Origin of the sequence: Cellulosimicrobium sp. TH-20 (assembly GCF_002105775.1) — a bacterium.
In the GTDB taxonomy this organism is placed as follows: Bacteria; Actinomycetota; Actinomycetes; order Actinomycetales; family Cellulomonadaceae; genus Cellulosimicrobium; species Cellulosimicrobium funkei.
In genome coordinates this window covers 2,307,681-2,322,778 of sequence record NZ_CP020857.1, presented here as the reverse complement: position 1 = coordinate 2,322,778, position 15,098 = coordinate 2,307,681, and the positions used below count along the sequence as shown (strand labels likewise).

The window sequence follows — 15,098 nt, the reverse complement described above, 5'->3', positions numbered from 1 at the left end:
GACCACGTGCGAGGCCGTGACAGTCGTCATGAGGTGGGTGCCCCGGGCACCCGTGGACGGCTCAGTCCCGACGGACGTCCGCGCCGAGCGCGACCAGCTTGTCCTGGAAGTTCTCGTAGCCGCGGTCGATGAGGCTGATGCCGCGCACGGTCGACGTGCCCTTCGCGGCGAGCGCGGCGATGAGGTGGGAGAAGCCGCCGCGCAGGTCGGGCACCTCGATGTCGGCCGCGGTGAGCGGCGTCGGGCCCGAGATGACCGCGGAGTGGTGGAAGTTGCGCTGCCCGAACCGGCAGTCGCGCCCGCCCAGGCACTCCTTGTAGACCTGGATGGTCGCGCCCATGCCGCGCAGCGCGTCCGTGAAGCCGAAGCGGTTCTCGTAGACCGTCTCGTGCACGATCGACAGGCCCTTGGCCTGGGTGAGGGCCACGACGAGCGGCTGCTGCCAGTCCGTCATGAAGCCCGGGTGCACGTCCGTCTCGAGCACGATCGGCGACAGGTCGCCGCCCGGGTGCCAGAACCGGATGCCGTCGTCCTGGACGTCGAACCGGCCGCCGACCTTGCGGAAGGTGTTGAGGAACATCATCATCTCGGGCTGCGTCGCGCCCTTGACCGTGATGTCGCCGCCCGTCGCGAGCGCGGCCGACGCCCACGAGGCCGCCTCGATGCGGTCGCCGAGCGCGGTGTGCGTGTAGCCGTCGAGGCGGTCGACGCCCTCGATGCGGATCACGCGGTCGGTGTCGACCGAGATGATCGCGCCCATCTTCTGGAGCACCGCGATGAGGTCCATGATCTCGGGCTCGATCGCGGCGTTCGCCAGCTCCGTGATGCCCTCGGCGCGCACGGCCGTCAGCAGGAGCTGCTCGGTCGCGCCCACCGACGGGTACGGCAGCGCGATCTTCGTGCCCTGGAGGCGACGCGGGGCACGGATGTGGATGCCGTTCTCCCGCTTGTCCACCACCGCGCCGAACTGGCGCAGGATGTCCAGGTGGTAGTTGATCGGCCGGTCGCCGATCCGGCAGCCGCCCAGGTCCGGGATGAACGCCTCACCGAGACGGTGCAGCAGCGGGCCGCAGAACAGGATGGGGATGCGGCTCGAGCCCGCGTGCGCGTCGATGTCCGCGACGTGCGCCGACTCGACGTTCGACGGGTCCAGGTCGAGGATCCCCGCGTCCGGGTCGGACTTCACGGTCACGCCGTGCAGCTCCAGCAGCCCCGTCACGACGCCGACGTCGCGGATCTGCGGCACGTTGCGCAGCACGCTCGGCGACTCCCCCAGCAACGACGCCACCATCGCCTTCGACACGAAGTTCTTCGCGCCGCGCACGGTGATCGTCCCGTCCAGCGGGGTCCCGCCGTCGACGTACAGCACATCCTTCATGAGCTCTGGTCGCCCTCTCGCCAAGCCGGTGGTCGTGGTGCCCCTGCGGGCAGGGCCCGCGTGCGGGGCCGCGGACGGCCGTTCCGCGCGCGCGGGTCCCGTGCGTGCCAACGTGCGGCACCCGGAGATTATTCACCCCCTGCGGGGGTGCTCGCCGCCGAACCGACGGCGGCGGCCGTCGCCGACACGTTACTCCCCGGTACGTCCGCGCGGGACGAACGCCCAGAACCGCGAGACAGAGCCTCGGCCGCCCGAGGTAGAGCCCCGGTCCCGCGAGGTAGAGGCGTGGTCGTGACCACGCCTCTACCTCGGCGGACCAAGGCTCTACCTCGGCGGGGTGGGGGGCCGGGTCAGACGGCGTTCGCGTCGAACGCCGCGACGTACCGGTCGATCTCGGCGAGGTAGGCCGCGCGCTGCGAGTCGCCGAGCCACGACGCCTCGAACGAGTTCCTCGCGAGCTGCACGACCTCCTGCGTCGTGAGGCCCGCCGCCTCCGCGAGCGCGACGTAGTTCTCCGCGACGTAGCCGCCGAAGTACGCCGGGTCGTCGGAGTTCACGGTGACGCGCACGCCCGAGCGCAGCAGGCCGGCGATCTCCGTCGCCTTCATGTCGTCGGTGACGAACGAGTTCGAGATCGGGCACGTCGTGAGGCCCAGCCCGCGCTCGCGCACGACGTCGACGAGCGCCGGGTCCTCCACGACGTTCGTGCCGTGGTCCACACGGTCCACGCCGATCTCGTCGAGCACGGTCCGGATGTTGTCGATGCTGCCGACCTGGTCGATGTCGCAGTGCATCGTCAGCCGGTACCCGAGCTCGCGGGCGCGCGCGAACACGTCGGCGAACTTCTGCGGCGGGTTGTCGCGCTCGTCGGAGTCGAGCCCGACGCCCAGGATCTTGTCGCGGAACGGGACCGACGCCTCGAGCGTCTCGGCCGCGCTCTGCGCGGAGTGGTCGCGCAGGAAGCACAGGATGAGGTGCGCGTCGATGCCGTGCTTGCTCGGAGCCTCGGCCGCGGCGCGGTGGTACCCCGTCACGACCGCCTCGAACGGCACGCCGCGCGACGTGTGCGCCTGCGGGTCGAAGAACATCTCGGCGTGCTTCACGCCGTCCGCCGCCGCGCGGGCGAGGTAGGCGTCGGCGAGCTCGTAGAAGTCGTCCGCGGTCTGCAGCACCTCCATCGCCGGGTAGTACACGGCGAGGAAGCTCGTCAGGGAGTCGAACGCGTACGTCGCGCGCACCTCCTCGACCGTCGACTGGCCGATGTCGATGCCGTTGCGCTGCGCGAGGCGCAGCTTGAGGTCGGGCTCGAGCGTGCCCTCCAGGTGCAGGTGCAGCTCGGCCTTCGGCAGGCCGGTGACGAACTCGCGGGTGGGCGTCGTGGGCGCGGGCATGGGTCTCCTTCTCGGTCGGTGTCCCCCGAGACCATCTTCCACCGCGCACGACGACGGCGGCGCACCCGGGTGGGGTGGCCGCCGCCTGGTCGCGCCGGGGACGGAGAACCCGTCAGAGCAGCCGACCGCCGGTCACGCCGATGCGGTCGCCGGTGATGTAGCTCGACTCCTGCGAGGCGAAGAACACGTACGCCGGCGCGAGCTCGGCGGGCTGCCCGGCGCGGCCGAGCGGCGTGTCGGCACCGAACTGCTCGACCTTCTCCTCGGGCATCGTGGCCGGGATGAGCGGCGTCCAGATCGGCCCGGGCGCCACGGCGTTGACGCGGATGCCCTCGGGTGCGAGCTGCTGCGCCAGCCCCTTGGTGAAGTTGAGGATCGCCGCCTTGGTGCTGGCGTAGTCGAGCAGCGGAGGGCTCGGGTCGAACGCCTGGACGGAGGTCGTGTTGATGATCGCGCCGCCGCTGGGCAGGTGGTCGAGCGCCGCCTGCGTGATCCAGAACAGCGCGTAGACGTTCGTCTTGAGGACCCGGTCGAGCTGCTCGGTCGTGATCCCTCGCAGTCCCTCGTCCTGCGCCATCTGGTACGCGGCGTTGTTCACCAGCACGTCGAGCCCACCGAGGCCCGCGACGGCGTCCGCGACGAGCTGCCGGCAGAACTCCTCGTCGCGGATGTCGCCCGGCAGCAGCACGGCCGTGCGGCCCGCGTCCTCGATCCACCGGGCCGTCGTGCGGGCGTCCTCCTCCTCTTCCGGGAGGTACGAGATCGCGACGTCCGCGCCCTCGCGCGCGAACGCGATCGCGACCGCCCGGCCGATGCCCGAGTCTCCGCCGGTGATCAGCGCCCGCTTCCCGTCGAGCCGGCCGGACCCCCGGTAGGTGGTCTCCCCGTGGTCGGGCTCCTGCGACATGTCGCCCGTGCGTCCCGGCGGCTGGAGCTGGTCGGCGGGCTGCTCCGGCTGCGGCTCCTGCGTCGTGGGGTCCTGCGGCGTGGTCTGGTCGGACATGAGCAACTCCCCTGTCGTCGTTCGGCGGAACGTCCAGCATGGGGGCGTCCGCGCGCGCTCGCAGCGCGCCCGCCCCGTGCGCCGACGACGAGCGCCCTGGTCCGCCGAGACCGGACCCACGCGGTACGCGAGCCCGACGGCCTGCAGAGCCCGGCCGCGAGCTGCTCGTGCACCTCTCGCTCGCGCCGCGTCAGCGCACGCACGACCTCACCCACGGAGCCCGCTAAGGTACTTCGCATGCGAAACGACAGCCCGGCGACGGTGGGCTCCGACGAGCTGCGGATCCAGATCCCGGCGGGCGGCTGGGTCGTCGGCACGGTGCGCAAGCCCGCCGAGGAGTCCCCCCGCGGTGTCGTGGTGATCCACCCCGCGACGGCGGTCCCCGAGCGCCTGTACACGGGGTTCGCGGAGTTCCTCGCCACCCATGGGTATGTCGCCGTCACCTACGACTACCGCGGCACGGGCCGGTCCGGCAGCCCCCGCGACCACCGCGGCCTGCGCATGCGCGACTGGATGGCCGACGACGTCCCCGCGGTCGCCGCGTGGGCCCGCCCGCGGTTCGGCGACGTGCCCCAGCTCGCCGTCGGGCACAGCATCGGCGGGCACGCGCTCGCGCTCGGCAAGGGCTCACGGGGCCTGGCCGGGTTCGTCACGGTCGCGTCCCACGTCGCCGCGACGTCCGCGATCCCCGACCGCGCCGAGCGAGCGCGCGTCCGACTGATCCTGCGGGCGCTCGGCCCCGCGACGGCCCGGGTGCTCGGCCACGTCCCCGGCCGTCGTCTGAGCCTCGGGGAGGACATGCCCGCCGCCGCGATGCTCGAGTGGAGTCGCTGGTCGACCATGCCGGGCTACTTCTTCGACGACCCGACCATGCGCGCCGCCGCGGACGCGGCACGCGTCACGGGCGACGTCCTCGCCGTCGGGTTCACCGACGACCCGTGGGCCACCCCCGCGCAGATCGACGCGATCACCGACCGCCTCACGGCCGCCCACGTCGAGCGCCGCACCTGAGCCCCGCCGACGGCGGCGTGGAGGCGATCGGCCACATGGGCTTCTTCCGCCGCGGGCTGCGGGACACGCTCTGGCCCGAGCTCCTCGCGTGGCTGGACGCCCGCGCCGCGGCCGCCCCGTCGCAGCAGGACGGGAACGTCCACTTCCCCGCCAGGAAGCCGCGACGATGACGGGCCGCCCGCCGCGGCTGGTGTTCCTCACCACCGCGGCGGAGCGCCAGATGCGGCGCTGGATCGCGCGCCGCGGCAGCACGCGCACGACCGGGGACGGCGGCCCGGGGCTCGGGTCCGCCGCCGCCGGTGTGCTGCTGCACCTCGCTGCCCACCCCGGCGCGACGATCGGCGAGGTGACGGCCGCGCTGCAGGCCTCTCCCGCCGGCACCAGCGGCCTGCTCGCCCGCATGGAGCGCGCGGACCTCGTGCGCCGTCGCCCCGACCCCGACGACCGGCGCACCGTCCGCCTGGACCTCACGCCCACCGGCACCGCAGCGCTCGACGACGTGCGCGCCGCGCTCGCCGAGCTGAACGACCGCCTCACCGAGGGCTTCACCCCCGACGAGCTGGCCACCGTCGCCCGCTGGCTCGAGCACGTGACGCGGACGCTCGCCTAGCCGCACCGGCGGGTCGCCCGGCGGACCGTCCGCCTCCCCTGCGAGGGGGCGCGGGGGCACGTTCGTTCCCAGGCGGGCGCACGCCCGCCGGACAGCACGAGGCCCGGACCTGGAACAGCAGGTTCGGGCCTCGGCTCGGGTGGTCGCCCGCGCGGGCGACCGCGTCTGACGGGTCAGAAGTTGATCATGTGCCCCGCGAGGCCGTGGATCGACTCCTGGACGGCCTCGGACAGCGTCGGGTGGGTGTGCACGTTGCGCGCCACCTCGTTGACCGTGAGGTCCCACTTCTGCGCGAGCGTGAGCTCGGGCAGCATCTCGGAGACGTCGGGGCCGATGAGGTGGCCGCCGAGGAGCTCGCCGTAGGTCTCGTCGGAGATGAGCTTGACGAAGCCGACCGGGTCGCCGAGGCCGTGCGCCTTGCCGTTCGCCATGAACGGGAAGGTCGCGACCTTGACCTGGTAGCCCTCGTCGCGCGCCTGCTGCTCGGTGAGGCCGAAGCTCGCGACCTGCGGCTGGCAGAACGTCGCGCGCGGCATCATGCGGTAGTCGCCGAGCGTGAGCGTCTCGGCGCCGCCGATGGTCTCCGCCGCGACGACACCCTGCGCCTCCGCGACGTGCGCGAGCATGAGCTTCGCGGTGACGTCGCCGATCGCGTAGATGTGCTCGACGTTGGTGCGCATGACGTCGTCGATCGCGATGGCGCCGCGCTCGGTGAGCTGGACGCCGGTGTTCTCCAGGCCGAAGCCCTCGACGTTGGGCGCGAAGCCGACGGCCATGAGGACCTTGTCGACGACGAGCTCGCCCGGCTTGTCGTCCTTGACGCCCTTGTAGCTGACGGTGACGCCGTCGGCGCCGTTGTCCTTGACCGTCTGGACGGCGGTCGAGGTGAGCAGGTTGACGCCGAGCTTCTTGTACTGCTTGGCGATCTCCTTCGACACGTCGGCGTCCTCGTTGGGCAGCGCGCGGTCGAGGAACTCGATGATCGTCACGTCCACCCCGTAGTTCTTGAGGACGTAGGCGAACTCCATGCCGATCGCGCCCGCGCCGACGATGGCGATCGAGCGGGGCAGGTCGCGCGTGAGGATCTGCTTCTCGTACGTGACGACGTTCTCGGACAGCTCGACGCCCGGGAGCAGGCGTACCTTCGAGCCGGTCGCGATGATGACGTTGTCGAACGTCACCTGGTCGGTCGAGCCGTCGGCGAGCTTCACGTCGAGCGTGTGCGCGTCGCGGAACGTGCCGCGGCCGTCGTACTCGGTGATCTTGTTCTTCTTCATGAGGAAGTGCACGCCCTTGACGCGCCCCTCCGCGACGGTGCGCGAGCGGTCGAACGCCGCGCCGAAGTCGAAGCTGACCTCTCCGGAGATGCCGAAGGTCTTCGCGTCGTGCTGGAAGATGTGCGCGAGCTCGGCGTTGCGCAGGAGCGCCTTGGACGGGATGCAGCCCACGTTGAGGCACACCCCACCCCAGTACTTCTCCTCCACGACCGCGACCGACAGGCCCAGCTGGGCTGCACGGATCGCGGCCACGTAACCACCGGGACCTGCACCGAGGACGACGACGTCGTAGTGGGATGCCATGGCCTCAAGCCTACTGGCGCAGCATCGGCCGTGGCGCGCCCGCGTGCGCGACGTCCGCCACACCGCCGGGGGGTGCGGTCCTGCGACGCGTGGTGGGGGCGGAGTCGCTACGATGCTGCGGCCGCGTCCACTCGACCAGCGGGCCCGTGCGCGGCGACACGGGCCGGCGCACGGAGCACCCACCCATGGCCTTCGGACTCGCTGCCCTCCTGGACGACATCGCCGCGTTCGCCAAGCTCGCGGCCGCCTCGATCGACGACGTCGGCGCGGCCGCCGGGCGTGCGAGCGCGAAGGCGACGGGCGTCGTCATCGACGACACCGCCGTCACGCCCCGCTACGTCGAGGGCCTGGCCGCCAAGCGCGAGCTGCCCGTCGTCAAGCGGATCGCGACCGGGTCGCTGCGCAACAAGCTGCTGTTCATCCTCCCGGCGATCCTGCTCCTGAGCCAGTTCCTTCCCGACCTGCTCACACCGCTGCTCATGCTCGGCGGCACGTACCTCGCGTTCGAGGGCGCCGAGAAGGTGTGGGAGCTCGTCTCGGGGCGGCACCACGCCGAGGTCGAGACGAAGACCGAGAAGAAGGCGGTCGACGAGGACTCGGTGGTGTCGAGCGCGGTCCGCACCGACTTCATCCTCAGCGCGGAGATCATGGTCATCGCGCTCAACGAGGTCGCCTCGGAGAACTTCTGGTCGCGTCTGATCATCCTCGTGATCGTCGCGATCCTCATCACGGTCCTCGTCTACGGGGTCGTGGCGCTCATCGTGAAGATGGACGACATCGGCCTGCACCTCGCGAAGCGCGACACGCCCTGGGTCCAGTCGTTCGGGCGCGGGCTCGTGAGCGCGATGCCGAAGGTCATGTCCGTCATCTCGATCGTCGGGATCGTCGCGATGCTCTGGGTGGGCGGCCACATCCTGCTCCAGGGCACGTACGACCTCGGCTGGCACGGCCCGTACGACGTCGTGCACCACCTCGAGCACGCCGTGACCGGCGTCGCGGGCGTGGGCGGGTTCCTCGGCTGGCTCGTCAACACGGCGTGCTCCGCCGTCGTCGGGATCGTGGTCGGCGGCGTCGTGGTCCTCGTGGCGCACCTGATCCCGCGCCGCAAGCACGGCGAGCCCGCCACGACCGAGCCGACCACGCCGGACGGCCCCGCGACAGCCGGCTGAGCCCACGCCGGGCCGAGCGGCCTGGTTGGATGAGGCATGGACTCCGGCACCTGGACCAACATCGGCCTCGTCCTGCTCTTCATCCTCGTCGGCGGCGTCTTCGCCGGGACCGAGATCGCGCTCGTCTCGCTGCGCGAGAGCCAGGTCGCCCGCATCGAGAAGCAGTCGGCGCGCGGCGCGCGGGTCGCGGCGGTCGCGCGCGACCCCAACCGCTTCCTCGCGGCGGTGCAGATCGGCGTCACCGTGGCGGGCTTCTTCTCGGCCGCGTACGGCGCGTCGACGCTCGCGCCGGACCTCGCGCCCGCGCTCGAGGACCTGGGCCTGTCGAGCGGGCTCGCGGACACCGTCGCGCTCGTGGGGCTCACGCTCGTCATCGCCTACCTCTCCCTGGTGCTCGGCGAGCTCGTGCCCAAGCGCATCGCGCTCCAGCGCTCGGCGGGCGTCGCGCTCGTCGTCGCCCCTCCCCTGGACCGCTTCGCGACCCTCATGCGGCCCGTCATCTGGCTGCTGTCGCGCTCGACCGACGGCGTCGTGCGGCTGCTCGGCGGCGACCCCTCGGCGCGCAGCGAGGAGATGAGCGAGGAGGAGCTGCGCGAGATCGTGCTCGCGCACGAGTCGCTGCCCGAGGACGAGCGCCGCATCCTCGACGACGTGTTCGCGGCGGGTGACCGCTCGCTCGCCGAGGCGATGACGCCGCGCGGCGAGGTCGCGTTCCTCGCGGCCGACACCCCCCTCGCGGACGCCGCCGAGACGGTCGCGGCGGGCCCGTACTCGCGCTACCCGGTGACGGGCGACGACTTCGACGACGTCGTCGGCTTCCTCCACGTGCGCGACCTGCTCGGCCGGGACTGCCCCGACCACCCGCCGACGGACCCGGCGACGGGGCGCGCCCTCACCGTGCGCGACGTCGTGCGGCCCATCCTCGCGCTGCCCGCGACGAACACCGTGCTGCCCGCGATGTCGCAGATGCGGCGCGAGGGCGTGCACATCGCCGTCGTCGTCGACGAGTACGGCGGCACCGACGGGATCGTCACGCTCGAGGACCTCGTCGAGGAGCTCGTGGGCGACATCCGTGACGAGTACGACGCCGACGAGCCGTCGCCCGCTCGCGAGCACGGCGCGACCACGAGCGTGGACGCCGGACAGACGATCGAGGAGTTCGCGCGCCGCACGGGCGTCGAGCTGCCCGACGGCCCGTACGAGACCGTCGCCGGCTTCGTCCTGGCGCAGCTCGGGCGCCTCGCCCTCGTGGGCGACCACGTCGACGCGGACGGCTACCGGCTCACGGTGACCGACGTCGCGGGGCGGCGCATCGTGCGCGTGGACGTCGTCCCGCTCCCCTGACCGCTGAGCGCACGACGCTGAGTGCGGGAAACAGTCGCGTCCCGGCACCTCGGACGCGACTTTTTCCTGCACTCAGCGGTGTGGGTGGGGCCGCGTAGCGTCGGGTGGATGAGCGCAGCGACGACGGGGACACGGTCGGGGATCAAGGTCGGGGTGGTCGGGAGCTTCGGCTCCGCCGCCCAGGTGCTGGAGATGGCGGTCGGGGCGGAGGACGCCGGCTGGGACGGGTTCTTCTCGTGGGACGGGCTGAGCCTGCTGTCCATGCCGGTCGACACGTTCGACCCGTGGGCGGTGCTCGCCGCGGCGGCGGTCCGGACCGAGCGGATCACGCTGGGCGCGATGGTCTTCGCGCTCCCCCGCCGCAAGCCGTGGGAGGTCGTGCGCCAGGCGCTGACCGTCGACCACCTGTCGGGCGGTCGCCTCGTGCTGCCGGTCGGCGTCGGTGTGCTCGACGACGGCGGCTTCTCCGCCGTGCCGGGCCAGCAGCAGTCGCTGCGCGAGCGCGCGGAGCTGCTCGACGACGCGCTCGCCTACCTCGACCGCGCATGGACCGGCGAGCGGTTCACGTTCGAGGGAACCCACGTGCGGACGGGGGAGATGCAGTTCCTGCCGCGCCCGGTCGAGCGCGCCGTCGTCGGCCACCACGTGCCGGTCTGGCCGGTCGGCGTGTGGGACGCCGAGCGCCCGCCGGTGCGCTCGCTCGACCGCACCCTGCGCGCCGACGGGATCGTGCTCCAGCTCCGCGGCGACCGCGGCTTCGACGTGCCCACGCCCGACGACGTCTCCGCCCTCGTCGGCTGGCTCACCACGCGTCGCGCCGAGCTGGGCCTCGACGCGGCCCGGCCGTTCGACGTCGTCGTCCAGGGCGAGCTCCCGGCGGACCGCTCCGCGGCGGCCGACCAGCTCGCCGGCCTCGCCGACGCCGGAGCGACTTGGTGGGTCGAGTCCCGCTGGAACCCCGAGACCGCGACCCCGGAGTCGCTGCTCGCCGCGATCAATGCGGGCCCACCCCGTCCCTGAGCAGGGACGGGGCGAGGCGACGCACGCACGGGCTCGGCCGCGCGACGTGTCGGCGACACGATCACGGGCGGGCTCTGGGGTGGTGACGACGGGTCGTGGCGGGCCCGGCGGGAGCAGGGCGAGGGACGAGCCCTGCGGATGGTAGACCCGTCGTCACCACCCCAGAGCCCGCCCCCGGCCCCGCGTCGCAGAACCGTTAGCCGACGGGCCGCGCCGCCTCGATCTCGACCTTGGGCAGCGTCTTCGCCGGCAGCGTCTTCGGGCGCCACGACGCGCGCGTCGCCTCGAACGCGGAGATCTCGTCCTCGTGCTGGAGCGTGAGGCCGATGTCGTCGAGGCCCTCCATGAGACGCCAGCGCGTGTAGTCGTCGATCTGGAACGGCACGGTGACGTCGAGCGCCGACGCGGTGCGGGCGACGAGGTCGACCGTCACCTCGGTGCCCGGGTTGGTCTCGAGGATCTTCCAGAGCAGCTCGACGTCCTCCTGCGCGACGATGCCCGCGACGAGGCCCTGCTTGCCGGAGTTGCCGCGGAAGATGTCGGCGAAGCGCGACGCGAGGACGACGCGGAAGCCGTAGTCCTTGAGCGCCCAGACGGCGTGCTCGCGCGACGAGCCGGTACCGAAGTCGGGTCCGGCGACGAGCACGGAGCCCGCACGGTAGGCGTCCTGGTTGAGGACGAACGTGGGGTCGCCGCGCCAGGCGGCGAACAGCGCGTCCTCGAACCCGGTGCGCGTCACGCGCTTGAGGTAGACGGCGGGGATGATCTGGTCGGTGTCGACGTTGCTGCGGCGCAGCGGGACGCCGACGCCGGTGTGGGTCGTGAACTTCTCCATGGCAGGAACCTCTTCGGGTCTTCGGGGCGACGAGTGGGGCAGCGCGGCGCGGGTGGCTCAGACCTGCACGAGGACGCGCGGGTCGAGCGGCGCGAGCGGCGTGCCGTCGAAGGACGTGATGTCGGTGCCCTCGGGCAGGTCGAGGTCGCTCAGCGAGGAGAGCGTGCCCCGCAGCGCGGTGGCGGCGGCGACGAGCGGCGACACGAGGTGCGTGCGCCCGCCCTTGCCCTGGCGGCCCTCGAAGTTGCGGTTCGACGTCGAGGCGGCGCGCTCGCCCGGCTGGAGCTGGTCGGGGTTCATGCCGAGGCACATCGAGCAGCCGGCGTTGCGCCACTCCGCGCCGAAGTCGAGGAAGATCTGGTCGAGACCCTCGGCCTCGGCCTGGAGGCGCACGCGCGCGGACGCCGGGACGACGAGAACCCGGACGCCGTCGGCCTTCTTCTTGCCCTGCACGACCTTCGCGACCGAGCGCAGGTCCTCGATGCGGCCGTTGGTGCACGACCCGATGAACACGGTGTCGACGGGGATCTCGCGCAGCGGCTGGCCGGGCGTGAGGCCCATGTACTCGATCGCACGCTCGGCGGCGACGCGCTCGTTCTCGTCCGCGATCTGCTCGGGGACGGGCACGGTCGCGGAGATGGGCAGGCCCTGGCCGGGGTTGGTGCCCCACGTGACGAAGGGCTCGAGGTCGGACGCGCGGAGCGTGACCTCGGTGTCGAACACGGCGTCGTCGTCGGAGCGCAGCGTGCGCCAGTACTCGACGGCCGCGTCCCAGTCCGCGCCCTCGGGCGCGTGCGGGCGGCCCTTGAGGTACTCGAACGTCGTGTCGTCCGGGGCGATCATGCCGGCGCGTGCGCCCGCCTCGATCGACATGTTGCAGATCGTCATCCGCGCCTCCATGGAGAGCTTGCGGATGGCCTCGCCGCGGTACTCCAGGACGTAGCCCTGGCCGCCGCCCGTCCCGATCTTGGCGATGATCGCGAGGATGATGTCCTTGCTCGTGGCGCCGGGCGGCAGCTCGCCGTCGACGTTGATCGCCATGGTCTTGAACGGGGCGAGCGGGAGCGTCTGCGTGGCGAGCACGTGCTCGACCTCGGACGTGCCGATGCCGAACGCGAGCGCACCGAACGCGCCGTGCGTCGAGGTGTGCGAGTCGCCGCACACGACCGTCAGGCCGGGCATGGTGAGCCCGAGCTGCGGCCCGACCTGGTGCACGATGCCCTGGTCGGCGTCGCCGAGCGAGTGGATGCGGACGCCGAACTCCCGCGCGTTGTTGCGCAGCGTGTCGATCTGCGTGCGGCTCGTGAGGTCCGCGATCGGCAGGTCGATGTCGAGCGTCGGGGTGTTGTGGTCCTCGGTCGCGATGGTGAGGTCGGGGCGGCGGACCGGGCGGCCCGCGAGGCGCAGCCCCTCGAACGCCTGGGGGCTGGTGACCTCGTGCACGAGGTGGAGGTCGATGTAGAGGAGGTCGGGCGACCCGTCGGCGCCTCGTCGCACCAGGTGCGCGTCCCAGACCTTCTCCGCCAGCGTGCCGGCCATGTAGCTCATCTCCTCGTCGTCTGTCACGGTCCTCCTGGGGGGTACGGAGAGCCGCCTGGGTCGATGGTCCGCCGTCCGGCATCCTGCCGGGGAAGACGTCCAGCGGGTGGAACATCCGTGCCGGACTTGCATCTCAGTGCGTGAGACGTCAATATCGACCTATGGACAATACTAGCGGAGTCGGAGTGCTGGACAAGGCGGCCTCCGTCCTGGGCGCCCTGGAGTCCGGACCTGCCACCCTCGCCCAGCTCGTCACGGCCACGGGCCTGGCCCGCCCGACGGCGCACCGCCTCGCCGTCGCCCTCGAGCACCACCGCATGGTCGCGCGCGACATGCAGGGCCGGTTCGTCCTCGGCCCCCGGCTCAACGAGCTCGCGACGGCGGCCGGCGAAGACCGCCTGCTCGCCGCCGCGAACCCCGTGCTGACGGCGCTGCGCGACCACACGGGCGAGAGCGCCCAGCTCTACCGCCGCCAGGGCGACCACCGCATCTGCGTCGCGGCCGCCGAGCGCCCCGTCGGCCTGCGCGACTCGATCCCCGTCGGCGCGACGCTCACCATGAACGCGGGCTCCGCCGCCCAGGTACTGCTCGCCTGGGAGGAGCCGGACCGGCTGCATCGCGGGCTGCGCGAGGCCGTCTTCACCGCCACGATCCTCTCCGGCGTCCGACGCCGCGGGTGGGCCCAGTCCGTCTCCGAGCGCGAGCTCGGCGTCGCGTCGGTCTCCGCGCCCGTGCGCGGCCCGTCGGGCCGGGTCGTGGCCGCCGTCTCCATCTCGGGCCCGGTCGAGCGCCTGAGCCGTCAGCCCGGGCGGCTGCACTCCGGCTCGGTCGTCGCCGCCGCGAACCGCCTCACCGAGGTGCTGCGCCGCGCCGGCGAGTGAGGACGGCGACGCCGGCCCGCACCGGGCCGGCGTCGGCGTGCCGCGGGCCGCAAACGGGACGCGCCCTGTCAAAATGTCCCCGGCTGCTGCCATGCTGTGCGTGCCCGACGCCCGGACAGCGCAGCGGTCGCGGGGGCGACCGCTGACCGTCCGATCCCGAGACACGAGGAGTTCCGATGCACCCGAAGCTGAAGGCCGCCCTGATCTGGGTCCTCGTGATCTTCGCCGTGTACGCGATCGTCACGAGCCCGGACCGCGCGGCCGACATCGTCGAGGGCATCTGGGACGTGATCGTCGGGGCGTTCCGCTCGATCGGCCAGTTCTTCAGCTCGCTCCTGGACTGACCGTGGCCCGCGGCGGACCTCGCAGCAGGATCCTGGACCGCTACGTGCTCAACGGCGAGCGGGTCGTCATCGCGACGCGCCACCACTGGGGGATGCTCGTCGAGCCCGTCGCGACGACGGTCGCGGGCGCGGTCGTGATCGCCTGGCTCGTCGCGCAGGCCGGCCCCGCGGTCGGCGACGGCGTGCTCGCGCTGTGGTGGCTGTGGCTGATCCTCGCCGCCCGCCTGGGGTGGAAGGTCTTCGAGTGGCGCAACGAGTGGTTCGTCGCCACGGACAAGCGCCTGCTCCTGCTCTACGGCCTCATCACGCACAAGGTGGCGATGATGCCGCTGACCAAGGTGACGGACATGAACTACGGGCGCTCGCTCGTCGGGCGCGTGCTGGGCTACGGCCAGTTCCTGCTCGAGTCCGCCGGGCAGGACCAGGCGCTGCGCCAGATCGACTGGGTCGCGCACCCGGACCGGACCTACCGCCTGCTGTGCGACACGCTGTTCATCCCGGGCGTCCGCGCGGGCGGAGCGCCGGTCGGCCCGGGCGGGGCCGCCGCGACTCCGGGTGGTGCGCTGCCGGCGACCGTGCCGCCGCCCGCGCCGCGCCCGCCGCAGCCCGCCGAGCCGCCTCCCGTCGAGCCCGCGCCCGCGTGGGACGGGCGCAGCCCGGCCGCCACGACCCCGCCTCCCCCGGCACCGCTCCCGACGGACCCGCGGGTCGTCGTCGTGCCCGGCCGGTCCGCCGGTGCGTCGAGCGGGCCCACGCAGCCCATCCCCGTGACCGGCGACGCTCACGCGGCGCGGGACACGGTGCGTCCCGACGGCGGGCAGGCGGGGGCCGGCGAGGACGAGCAGGGCTGGACGGTCTCCGGCGAGCACCGCGCGACGTACGTGCCGGTCACGCCCCCACGGCTGTCGTCGACGCCCATCCCGAAGCCGTACGAACCGGGCCCCGGGCGCGACGGCGCTCCCTGACCCGGCCGCGCCACCCACCCGACGGCAC

15 protein-coding genes are annotated in these 15,098 nt (G+C 72.8%); 9 read left to right on the top strand and 6 right to left on the bottom strand.

Annotated features, from left to right (window positions below):
- Window positions 1-61: 61 nt before the first annotated feature.
- The 3 genes from murA to B8281_RS10175 all read right to left on the bottom strand — a co-directional run bounded on the left by murA (window position 62) and on the right by B8281_RS10175 (window position 3,772).
- On the bottom strand, window positions 62-1,378 hold the full coding sequence (murA, locus tag B8281_RS10185; protein WP_021481138.1) for a UDP-N-acetylglucosamine 1-carboxyvinyltransferase: 1,317 nt from the start codon (window positions 1,376-1,378) through the stop codon (window positions 62-64).
- A 350-nt stretch (window positions 1,379-1,728) separates the two neighbouring features.
- Entirely contained in the window at window positions 1,729-2,769 is a 1,041-nt protein-coding gene (locus tag B8281_RS10180; protein WP_085387642.1) for an adenosine deaminase, read from the bottom strand.
- Window positions 2,770-2,881: 112 nt separating this feature from the next.
- Window positions 2,882-3,772 (bottom strand): SDR family oxidoreductase, encoded by an 891-nt coding sequence (locus B8281_RS10175; RefSeq protein WP_085387641.1) that lies wholly within the window; start codon window positions 3,770-3,772, stop codon window positions 2,882-2,884.
- A 237-nt stretch (window positions 3,773-4,009) separates the two neighbouring features.
- On the opposite strand from B8281_RS10175, the gene B8281_RS10170 reads away from it, so the two are divergent.
- The 3 genes from B8281_RS10170 to B8281_RS10165 are packed head-to-tail and all read left to right on the top strand — an operon-like array spanning window position 4,010 to window position 5,393.
- On the top strand, window positions 4,010-4,783 hold the full coding sequence (locus tag B8281_RS10170; protein ID WP_232322534.1) for an alpha/beta fold hydrolase: 774 nt from the start codon (window positions 4,010-4,012) through the stop codon (window positions 4,781-4,783).
- Window positions 4,784-4,800: 17 nt separating this feature from the next.
- Window positions 4,801-4,953, top strand: coding sequence for a hypothetical protein (locus B8281_RS19850; RefSeq protein ID WP_232322533.1), 153 nt, complete (start codon window positions 4,801-4,803; stop codon window positions 4,951-4,953).
- The gene (locus tag B8281_RS10165) at window positions 4,950-5,393 is read left to right on the top strand and encodes a MarR family winged helix-turn-helix transcriptional regulator (RefSeq protein ID WP_085387640.1); all 444 of its coding nucleotides are present in this window, start codon (window positions 4,950-4,952) and stop codon (window positions 5,391-5,393) included. Before B8281_RS19850 ends, B8281_RS10165 begins: the two co-directional genes overlap by 4 nt.
- A 173-nt stretch (window positions 5,394-5,566) precedes the next feature.
- Here the strand turns inward: B8281_RS10165 and lpdA are convergent, their stop codons facing one another.
- Entirely contained in the window at window positions 5,567-6,973 is a 1,407-nt protein-coding gene (lpdA, locus tag B8281_RS10160) for a dihydrolipoyl dehydrogenase (RefSeq protein ID WP_034654525.1), read from the bottom strand.
- Window positions 6,974-7,158: 185 nt separating this feature from the next.
- Here lpdA and B8281_RS10155 point away from each other — a divergent pair, with 185 nt between their 5' ends.
- The 3 genes from B8281_RS10155 to B8281_RS10145 all read left to right on the top strand — a co-directional run bounded on the left by B8281_RS10155 (window position 7,159) and on the right by B8281_RS10145 (window position 10,506).
- Entirely contained in the window at window positions 7,159-8,142 is a 984-nt protein-coding gene (locus B8281_RS10155) for a DUF808 domain-containing protein (RefSeq protein ID WP_061266850.1), read from the top strand.
- Window positions 8,143-8,178: 36 nt separating this feature from the next.
- Window positions 8,179-9,486 (top strand): hemolysin family protein, encoded by a 1,308-nt coding sequence (locus B8281_RS10150; RefSeq protein WP_061266828.1) that lies wholly within the window; start codon window positions 8,179-8,181, stop codon window positions 9,484-9,486.
- Window positions 9,487-9,594: 108 nt separating this feature from the next.
- Window positions 9,595-10,506 carry an LLM class flavin-dependent oxidoreductase gene (locus tag B8281_RS10145; protein ID WP_232322532.1) on the top strand — a complete coding sequence of 304 codons (912 nt, stop codon included), beginning with the start codon at window positions 9,595-9,597 and terminating at the stop codon, window positions 10,504-10,506.
- Window positions 10,507-10,702: 196 nt separating this feature from the next.
- Here B8281_RS10145 and leuD read toward each other — a convergent pair whose 3' ends face one another.
- A complete protein-coding gene (gene leuD / locus B8281_RS10140; RefSeq protein WP_034654518.1) occupies window positions 10,703-11,341 on the bottom strand; it encodes a 3-isopropylmalate dehydratase small subunit in 639 nt (212 codons plus the stop codon).
- Between the two features lie 57 nt (window positions 11,342-11,398).
- Window positions 11,399-12,880, bottom strand: coding sequence for a 3-isopropylmalate dehydratase large subunit (leuC, locus tag B8281_RS10135; protein WP_061266852.1), 1,482 nt, complete (start codon window positions 12,878-12,880; stop codon window positions 11,399-11,401).
- A gap of 161 nt (window positions 12,881-13,041) precedes the next feature.
- Here leuC and B8281_RS10130 point away from each other — a divergent pair, with 161 nt between their 5' ends.
- From B8281_RS10130 to B8281_RS19525, 3 genes are all read left to right on the top strand, one after another.
- Complete coding sequence (locus B8281_RS10130; RefSeq protein ID WP_034654517.1) at window positions 13,042-13,761, top strand: IclR family transcriptional regulator; 720 nt, start codon at window positions 13,042-13,044, stop codon at window positions 13,759-13,761.
- Between the two features lie 176 nt (window positions 13,762-13,937).
- Complete coding sequence (locus B8281_RS19530) at window positions 13,938-14,105, top strand: hypothetical protein (protein ID WP_163187158.1); 168 nt, start codon at window positions 13,938-13,940, stop codon at window positions 14,103-14,105.
- A gap of 2 nt (window positions 14,106-14,107) precedes the next feature.
- Complete coding sequence (locus tag B8281_RS19525) at window positions 14,108-15,070, top strand: PH domain-containing protein (protein WP_198163048.1); 963 nt, start codon at window positions 14,108-14,110, stop codon at window positions 15,068-15,070.
- Window positions 15,071-15,098: the final 28 nt, after the last annotated feature.

Coding starts and splice junctions, on each gene's coding strand:
- B8281_RS10145 (WP_232322532.1), top strand. CDS start 9,595: ATGAGCGCAGCGACGACGGGGACACGGTCGGGGATCAAGGTCGGGGTG.
- B8281_RS10150 (WP_061266828.1), top strand. CDS start 8,179: ATGGACTCCGGCACCTGGACCAACATCGGCCTCGTCCTGCTCTTCATC.
- B8281_RS10170 (WP_232322534.1), top strand. CDS start 4,010: ATGCGAAACGACAGCCCGGCGACGGTGGGCTCCGACGAGCTGCGGATC.
- B8281_RS10130 (WP_034654517.1), top strand. CDS start 13,042: ATGGACAATACTAGCGGAGTCGGAGTGCTGGACAAGGCGGCCTCCGTC.
- lpdA (WP_034654525.1), bottom strand. CDS start 6,973: ATGGCATCCCACTACGACGTCGTCGTCCTCGGTGCAGGTCCCGGTGGT.
- murA (WP_021481138.1), bottom strand. CDS start 1,378: ATGAAGGATGTGCTGTACGTCGACGGCGGGACCCCGCTGGACGGGACG.
- leuC (WP_061266852.1), bottom strand. CDS start 12,880: ATGGCCGGCACGCTGGCGGAGAAGGTCTGGGACGCGCACCTGGTGCGA.
- leuD (WP_034654518.1), bottom strand. CDS start 11,341: ATGGAGAAGTTCACGACCCACACCGGCGTCGGCGTCCCGCTGCGCCGC.
- B8281_RS10165 (WP_085387640.1), top strand. CDS start 4,950: ATGACGGGCCGCCCGCCGCGGCTGGTGTTCCTCACCACCGCGGCGGAG.
- B8281_RS19530 (WP_163187158.1), top strand. CDS start 13,938: ATGCACCCGAAGCTGAAGGCCGCCCTGATCTGGGTCCTCGTGATCTTC.
- B8281_RS10180 (WP_085387642.1), bottom strand. CDS start 2,769: ATGCCCGCGCCCACGACGCCCACCCGCGAGTTCGTCACCGGCCTGCCG.
- B8281_RS10175 (WP_085387641.1), bottom strand. CDS start 3,772: ATGTCCGACCAGACCACGCCGCAGGACCCCACGACGCAGGAGCCGCAG.
- B8281_RS10155 (WP_061266850.1), top strand. CDS start 7,159: ATGGCCTTCGGACTCGCTGCCCTCCTGGACGACATCGCCGCGTTCGCC.